General features: G+C 48.7%; 3 protein-coding genes. All 3 read right to left on the bottom strand.

What is annotated here, in order from left to right; genetic code table 11:
* On the bottom strand, positions 1-3908 hold a 3908-nt coding region (locus ADIAL_RS11080), incomplete at its 3' end, for a carbohydrate binding domain-containing protein (RefSeq protein WP_051503769.1).
* A gap of 383 nt (positions 3909-4291) precedes the next feature.
* Complete coding sequence (locus ADIAL_RS06330) at positions 4292-5329, bottom strand: LacI family DNA-binding transcriptional regulator (RefSeq protein WP_034301444.1); 1038 nt, start codon at positions 5327-5329, stop codon at positions 4292-4294.
* Positions 5330-5549: 220 nt separating this feature from the next.
* Complete coding sequence (locus ADIAL_RS06325) at positions 5550-6422, bottom strand: DegV family protein (RefSeq protein ID WP_034301441.1); 873 nt, start codon at positions 6420-6422, stop codon at positions 5550-5552.
* Positions 6423-6440: the final 18 nt, after the last annotated feature.

The following is a 6440-nucleotide window of genomic DNA, read 5'->3' as shown; positions in this document are numbered from 1 at the left end:
TCGTCTTCTGACGGATCCGTTACGTCTTCTTCTTCGTCATCTTCTGACGGATTGGTTGCGTCATCCTCTTCATCTTCTGACGGATCGGTTGCGTCATCTTCTTCTTCGTCTTCTGACGGATCGGTTGCGTCATCATCGTCTTCGTCTTCTGACGGATCGGTTGCGTCATCTTCTTCTTCGTCATCTTCTGATGGATCGGTTGTGTCATCTTCTTCTTCGTCTTCTGCTGGATCGGTTGCGTCATCTTCTTCGTCATCTTCTGATGGATCGGTTGTGTCATCTTCTTCTTCGTCTTCTGACGGATCGGTTGGGTCTGTTGGATCCTCTACATCCTCGTCCTCATCAGAAGGATCGGTTGGCTCTTCAGCATCTGCTTGGAAGTCATGAATATACAGCTGCGCTGGATACTCATCCTGCTGTCCTTCAGTGAGACCATAGGTAAACCAGTATCTGATAATATCTCCTTGTTCAACATCCATATTAAAGACAGAATAATTCTCTGCAACGGGATCCATCATGACATTTTGCTGTCCTTCGCCATTTTTAATATAGTGTAGAATGGCCCAAGGTGCATTATTGACATAAAATTCGACAGAGTTTTCCTTGATTGATCCGACACCGTATCCCTCTTTCGGTACAACCGGTTCAGCTGGTTCCCCGGATTCTCCTGCCGAAAAAGCGGGAATTTCATAGAGGAAAACATTATCAATCTCGACAACATGTTCTCCGATGGCTTCCTGCCCGTCAACTTTACCTAAGGCAAATACCAGCTTGGCTGCTGGATCTGTTCCATGCGTATGCGTGAATTCTAGTGCGTAAGTACCCGTATTTTCGTCTACAGTGACCGATTCCCACAGGTATTTGTCAAAATTGTTGCTTTCAATAATGGCATCGATTGTGCGTCCCGTAGTCGAGGACATATCGAAGACCAGTCGGTAAGCTGTGTTCTCTTCTAGGCGGAAGCCTGCCTGGCTGAACTGCACGCTCCAGAATTCACTGCCCAAAGTTGGAATCGTAATCTGCTGCTTTTCATCAGAGACAGCAGACGTTGCACCAACATCGGACCATAAGTCCCATGAAGCTGATCCATTGCTGAAATCAGAGTTTTTAATCTGATTAATGGCGGGATTTTTGATCTCCAGTATCACATTATCAAAAGAAACAGCGTGCTCGCTGTAGTCCGCGTACTGTCCCAGCAAGAAGGTCAAATCGACCACTTCATCGGCCGTTGCTGTGAAGGACGTGCTATAGCGCTGCTCGTCTGCTGACAGTGTGAAGCGTTGCTCAAAGACGTTTTGTCCTCCACTATTTTCCAGAAGCAGTTCCATGTCTCTAGTGAGCGTTGACTGAGCATCGAAGGAAAGCAAGTACTCTTCTCCTTCGTACAGATTCAGACCAGTCTGCTTGAACTGCACCGCATCTGCCTGAGCTGATCCCAGTGCTGGAATAGCCAGTTCTGCGCGTCCACGGTTCACCTGAACCTGTTCAACAAAACTTTCGCCATCAACTGCACTCAAGGCTGACCAATGCGCTAAATCGTCGCTGAAGTCGCCATTTTTAAGCGGGAACATTTGCTCTTTTGTCAGCTGAGGAATGATGTCAACGATGACTTCAGCCGTATCGACAAATTTTCCGTCTTCCGTTGTGGCGGTAATTGTAGCCTCACCATTGGCGATTGCTGTCACCACACCTGTCCCACTTACGGTAGCGACACTTTCATCACTAGAAGACCAGCTGACGCGTTTATTGGTCGCCTCTGCCGGCAGAACCGCTGCCTGCAGACTACTTCTTTGTCCTTCAGTCGTCAGCTCGATTGCTGAACGGTTAAGCTCTATCCCGCTGACTGCAATAATTTCCGGTTCCGGTTCACTGTAGACCCTTACGTACTCCACTTGCATGGAAGCCGGCAGTTCATCTGCATCCGGTACGCGTCCGCCGTCAAACCAGCCGCCAATGGCCAGGTTCATAATCAAGTAGAAATCCTGGTCAAAAGGTGCGGTCGGGTTTTCTCTGGCTGCTGCCGAGAACCATTCTTCCTTGGATACATTGAAGAAGAACTCGCCGTTAACATACCAACTGAGCATGTCTTCTTCCCAAATCAGACTGTAGACATGGAAGTCAGTATCGATGCCGACACCCTCGTCAAAGTAATGCTTGCCTTCAATGTAGGTATTGCCCGGCCATTCGCCGCCAAAGTGGATGGCACCGCTCGTTGATCCCGGTACTCGTCCTCTGGCTTCCATGACGTCGATTTCTCCAGAAGAGGCCCAGCCGCCATAGACATCGTCATTCGGCATCATCCATAGCGCCGGCCATGCACCCGTTACAGCAGGCAGTTTGGCACTGAAATCCACACGTCCGTATGTGAAGCTGAACTTGTCCTGTGTGGTAAGTTTACCTGAAGCATACTGAGCTTCACGTTCCGGATCCTGAGGGAAAGATTTCGGATCTTCAAAAGCCACAATATTCAGCTTGCCGTCTTCGACAAAAACATTGTCTTCGCTATCCGTATAGTGCTGGAGCTCTTCATTCCCCCAGCCCCATGTGCCCGGGTCATCATTCAGGTAGTAGCCTGTGTCATAGTTCCATTTGCTTTCATCCAGCTGATCACCTTCAAATTCGTCGTGCCAGACCAGGTCCCAGCCCTCCAGCGCTGGATCTTCTGAGGTCCCGACTGAAATATCGTCCAGAACCACATTGTCCGGCCGATGGGCATCTGGATTGCCTACAAATTTATACTGCACGTAGTTGTCGCCGATATCTCCGCCTTTTTCACCATCCAGCGGATAGCCGATACGGAAATCGACATCTTCCTGCAGCGGCTGGAACCAGAGGCCGAAAATATGATCTGTCCAGTAACCCCATTGTGTAGCGGAGGAATTTCTATTGTAGCCGCTGGCGGAATAACTGAAGCCAGTGGTCTGCGTTTCCAGGATGTTGACCCATTCCCCGTCCACCATTACTTCGTAGACAAAGTTGTCTACTTCGCTTTTAGTCGCATAGCCGCCGTCGATGCGGGGGATCGGGATGCCCACTGCACCTACCCGGTCAGCTTCAAAAGTTGCCCGGCCGTCAAAGTTTGAAAGGCGGTGGCTGTTTCTGTTGGGAAGGGTGACTCTTAATGTATAGTCCACAAAGACGTCCGGACTAGTGCGGGAAGCAATACGGACACTGGTCGTTTCTTCTACCGGATCAAACCAGTAGCCGCCCGGCCCTTCCCACCAATTGCCGAAGTTGTTGTCATAAACCCAGCCACTGCCTGCATTGTTATCAATCGAAACCCAATCATCGCCTTGTTTCACAAATAAAGCGACATCACCTTGGACATCCTTAAATGTTGCGCCGCCATTAAAATTCGGGAACTGGAAGCCAGTTCCGCCAGAAGGAGAAACATCCAGTGTTGTCGGCCCGGATGCAGCCATTGATGTAATCAGCTGTGTATTAGCCGGAATGACTACAAAAGTGTATTCGACATAAACAGACGGATTGGACTTCGAAGCGACTCTGAGATTCATTGTCTCTTGTACAGGATTGAACCAGTAACCGCCCGGTCCATCCCAGAAATTTCCAAAATTCGAATCATAAACCCAGCCGCTTGAAGCGTTGTTGTCGATGGAAATCCATTCGCCATTTTGTTCGACCAGCAGATCGACATCGTCTGCCACGGATTCAAAAGAGGCGCCATTATTGAAGTTAGGGAATGTGAAGCCGATACTCCCGTCCATCCCCGCTGTAATGGTCGTGGGACTCGTGGCCTGCATGGAATGGATTGTCTGCGAGCTGGACGTTGCAGCCATCTGGGGGTTGTCTGAGTTAGCGCTTACACTTAAAGCCGCAGGGCCTGCAGCATTCAGTACGAGGATGGAAGCCAGACAGAGCGTTTTAAATTTCTTTGATGATTTGGTCACTATAGATTCACTCCTATGTTTGGGTAAGGTTGGTCTGCAGATGGATAAGTAATTTATATTCAAAGTCAGAAAACAGTGATGGGTCTGCCCATCAGATAAATGATCACATCCTTGTTTAGTCTTTGGCCCGGGGTAAGGCCCGCTTTTCTGTTCTCTTCCCGGAAGTCCGGTCGATCTGCCTGGTTCTGTCCCAGCAAAACATTTGCCGATTATGTTATCGCTTTCAATAAAGTTTGAAACGGCGGGAAAAACACCCTTTAAGGTCCCAATTCGTAGTTTTGTCCTACGCCGGACATTAAGTGATCTAACTATAAAAGAGCCCGCTGAGAATAGCAAGCTCTTTTTTGAAATTGATGAATATTTTAAGGCAGAAAATGTTAATCTTAATCGCTGCTATCCTTCTTGCGCCTTGGACCGGCCGTCGATCCCCTCTCGATAAGAGAAGCGGTAAAATACTTTTTTTTCACCGATTCAGATCCTTCCGCCTGGCTGATCATCTGTTCTACCAGGTGATCAGCCATTTCCACCCGGGGCACATGCATGGTGGACAGTGTAGGAGTCGTATATTCCGTTATTTTGATATTATCGAAGCCCATTAGGGAGACCTGATCAGGCACACTAATATCATGCTGCTTGAGTGCCTTCAGAGCACCAACTGCAATTTCGTCATTCGAGCAGAAAATGGCTGTCGGCAGCGTCTCTTCACTGATCCAGCTTCTGACTGCCTCCTCACCGGATGCTTCCACAAACGTCCCATGGTAATACGGACCGGCTTCCAGACCGGCTCTTGCCATTGCAGACGTGTAGCCTTCCAGCCTTTCCAGAGCAGCCTGATTGGTCGCCTCTCCAGCAATGATCCCAATCAACTGATGCCCCAAAGAAATCAGATGTCTTGTCGCCTCAAAAGCCGACTCTTTATTGAGCAGCTCCGGCACCGGCACCTTTTCCATTCTTTCCGGCAGGTTATTTTGGTCAAACACCCCGACCGGGTAGCCATAATCCAAAATTTTATCTACCGTTTCCTGGATATCGGACCAGCTGATGATCATCCCAGCATCAATGCTTTTTTCACGGTATAATTTTAAAATAGGCGACGCATCCTCGACAGACGTCGTTGTGACCAGCATCTTGTAGCCCCTGTCCCCGGCTGACGTGATCATCTGACTGATCACTGAGCTGTAGAAGAAGTCATCGGCATAGATATTGTCTTTTTTAGGATCCTGCACAATAAATAACCCAAGCGTCTGTGTCTTCTTTTTGGCCAGACGCCTGGCTGAGACATTCGGATAGTAATTGTGTTCAGACATGATGTGCTGAATATGTTCACGGGTCTCTTTTTTGACATGTTGTGAATCGTTCAGTACCCGCTGGACTGTCTTTGTCGAAACGCCTGCGAGCTTGGCAATATCTTTGATATCCATTTTGTCCCCCTTCAGACAGTTGCCTGCCGTTACTCCTTTTCCTTTTTGCTAAAATTGTTTTAGTTATCTCTAAATAGTGTACCATATCCAGCATCTCAACCGAATAAACAGCCTATCTCTTTTCTGTCCAAGTTATTCAGCAGACAGACAGCATTTTGTTTACTCCTCAAGCTGGACAAGAAAAAAGCTCTCAGGCTTCTGCCTGAAAGCTGATACCCGCTTAACTGCCGGCTTTCTCCATAAAAAAGAGCGACAGACCGCCCAGGCCGACATGGGTCCCCACGGCCACACCCATCTGCATAATATGGATGACTCCTTTAAAGTCTGACTGCCTCTCAATTTTGGCTTTCAGCTCATCGGCAATCCGGCGGTCATTGGAATAGCCGATAATGATGAACGTCGTCAGTTCGGAATCATAGCGCTTCTGAAATTCAGTGACGTAGTATTCCAGAGCCTTTTTGGTGCCTCTGACTTTCGCCACGATCGCCCCCTTGGTATCTTTCATACTCATGATCGGCTTTACTTTCAGCAGACTGCCGATAAAGGCGCCCGTATTGGATATGCGTCCGCTCTTGGTCAGATTGTGCAGGTCATCCACACACAAATAATGCTTCACGCGCCGCCTGTGTGCTTCACAGAAGTCCACCAGTTCCTCGAAAGACTGCCCAGCTTCCCGAAGCTCGGCCGCCTTCATGAGCAGCCAGCCGCTGCCGTGACTCATGGACCAGGAATCAATCACCTTGATCTTCACGTCTGTAGTCGGGTAAGTCTCATAAAAGGAATCTCTGGCAATCTCAGCCGCCTGAAAAGAGGCACTGGTCCCGCTCGACATGCAGATGCATAAAATTTCCTTGCTTCCCTTGTCGATCGCATCTTCGATGATGTTCAGATAGGCTTCCGGACTCGGTGCCCCCGTCTTGGGCAATTCTTCCATAGCCGGCAGGCGGTTAAAAAATTCCTCCGATGTAATATCCACTTTATCCCGGTAATTAGCGCCTTCGATCTCAATGTTCAGCGGAGCCACACCAATGTCATACTTGTCGATCACATCTTTGGATAAATCGCACGTTGAATCTGCCATGATTTTGATCATATTCTTTTCCCCATTTCC

Origin of the sequence: Alkalibacterium sp. AK22, assembly GCF_000585255.1 — a bacterium.
Lineage (GTDB): Bacteria > Bacillota > Bacilli > Lactobacillales > Carnobacteriaceae_A > Alkalibacterium.
This window is presented reverse-complemented; position numbering and strand designations above follow the sequence as displayed.